The 2298-nt window shown below is 69.7% G+C and carries 1 protein-coding gene and 1 pseudogene; one reads left to right on the top strand and one right to left on the bottom strand.

Translation table 11 applies throughout. The features are described from left to right. Positions 1-376: pseudogene (locus LQV45_RS26500) on the bottom strand (S9 family peptidase); the annotation flags it as partial. Positions 377-459: 83 nt separating this feature from the next. On the opposite strand from LQV45_RS26500, the gene LQV45_RS26495 reads away from it, so the two are divergent. Further along, positions 460-2298, top strand: a 1839-nt coding sequence (locus tag LQV45_RS26495; RefSeq protein ID WP_230009691.1) for an FAD/NAD(P)-binding protein, incomplete at its 3' end; no start/stop codon positions are given.

The raw sequence follows: 2298 nt of genomic DNA, 5'->3' as shown, positions 1-2298 counted from the left end.
CGACATCCAGAAGCACATCCCACTCGTGGGTCCCGGCCCGGTAGCTGTCCCAGCTGGTGCGCCGCCACAGGCCCCGGGGGTTGTCCCGGTCCTTCCAGAAGTTGTAGTACCACTCGCCGTGCTTGCCCACCATGGGGATCCGGTCGGTGGAGTCGAGGACCTCCAGGATCCGGCCTTCCAGATCGGTGTAGTCGGCGTCCTCGAGGAGCTCCTCGGTGCGGGCGTTCTGTTCACGGACCCACGCCAGCTGCTCCTGGCCGTAGATGTCCTCCAGCCAGATGTTTTCGTCGACGGGTTCGGGGGAAGTCCCTCCAGCAGGGAGGGCGCCGGTGGCCTCGCCGGACGCGGACGGGTGGTCAGCTTCTGTGGTGGTCATTTTCCAATCCAAGAACATCGGTGCGGCAGTGGCAAGTCACACCGAGGTCAAGCCTGCGGCCGGTTGCCGATACGCTGGATGCCGTGGGCATATCTCGAAGCATCCGGACGGCAGTGATAGGCGCCGGTCCCCGGGGCACGAGCGTGCTGGAACGGCTCCTCGCCAACTGGGCCTCCGCCGGCTCCGCGGGCACCCTGCACATCGACGTGGTGGACCCTTATCCGGCGGGCCCGGGGCACGTCTGGCAGCCCGGACAGTCGCGGCTGTACCTGATGAACACGCAGTCCTTCTATCCCACCGTGGTCCCCGAAGACCCGGAACTCGTGCCGCCCCTGGCCGGGCGCACATTCGACCAGTGGCGCGAACTCCAGCAGGCCCACCCGCACCCTTCGCTCACTGACGACGAACGTGCCGAGCTCTCACGGCTCGGCGAGGCGGACTTCCCCAGCCGGGCCCTTTACGGCCGTTACCTGCGGTCCACCCTCGAGGAACTGCTCACCGTGCTGCCGGCCGGCGTCAGCGTGGACTTCCACGCGGCGAGGGCGACGTCCGTCCGCCACGCCGCCGCGGAGGCCGCCGCGGCGCCGGGCCCGGACCTGGCCGCCTCCGGGCCGGCCGGCGCGAAGGACGCTGCGGTGCGGTTCGACGTCGTGCTCGACGACGGCACCGTACTTACCGTCGACTCTGTGGTGCTGGCCGTGGGCCACCTCGACGCGCGGTTGAACCCTGAACAGCGGGAGCTGCTTTCCGCGGCGGAGGAACTCGGTCTCCTGTACGTGCCGCCGGCGGCGCCCGCCGACGTCGACTGGTCCCGGGTGCCGGGAGGCAAACCTGTCCTGGTGCGCGGCATGGGTCTGAACTTCTTTGACGTGATGGGACAGCTGACGGAAGGGCGCGGCGGCCGGTTCGTTGCCGGAGAGGGCAACGCTGAACTGACGTATCTGCCGTCCGGCCGCGAACCGCTCATCATCGCCGCCTCACGCCGCGGCACCCCCTACCGGGCGAAGGCGACACTCACCGGCTACTACCCCGGAACGGTCCGGCTGCGCTACTGCACTGAGGGCGCGATCGCGAAGTTCGCCGACTCCGGAATCCGGCCCTCCTTCGACTACGACCTCTGGCCGCTCCTGCACCGGGACGCGGTCTGGGCCTACTACTCCACGCTCGCGCGCTCGCAGCCCGATGCCATCCTGACCGGCCCGGCCGAGTTCCTGCGCGCCCTGGACGAGTCTTTGCGGCCGCACGCTCACTCGACCGTCAAATGGGAGCACACGGCGGAATCGGTGATTGCCGTCCATGTCCGGGCATCCCACCGCCTGGACCTGCTCGGCCTCGCGGCGCCCCTGGCCGGGCGCTCGTTTGACTCCAGAGCCGAACTGGACGCCGCCGTCGTCGACTACCTGCTCGACGACGCCCGGCGCTCGGCCCTTGGTGAGGACGATCCGGTGAAGATGGCGATCGGCGCGCTGCACCACGGCCGGGCCGTGCTCAAGACCGCTGTGGCCGATAGCGGCATCACGGACGAATCCTGGGTCGCGGGCCTCCGGGGCTGGTTCGAATCATTCGTGGAAGGCCTGGCGAGCGGTCCGCCGGCGCTGCGCTCCGCGCAGCTCGCGGCACTGGCCCGGGCGGGAATCGTGCGCTTCGTGGGCCCTGACCCCAAGTTCGGCGTGGACCGGCGGGCCCGGATGTTCACCGCGGCGTCACCATGGGTGGGCGGCGGAATGGATGAAAGCGCCGACGGCGGGGCGGAAGGTGCCGCGATGGAGCCTGCCGGCATCGGTGGTGCTGCCGCGGGCGGTGCTGGGGTCCGCGGTTTTGTGGGCAGTGCCGGCGTGATCGGTGCTGCATCAGGGACGGCGCACGCGGGTGCGGTAAGGGACCGGACGGAGAACGCCTGTCTCTTATACATATCTGACNCT

The organism is Microbacterium sp. Bi128, from assembly GCF_918698205.1.
This window is presented reverse-complemented; position numbering and strand designations above follow the sequence as displayed.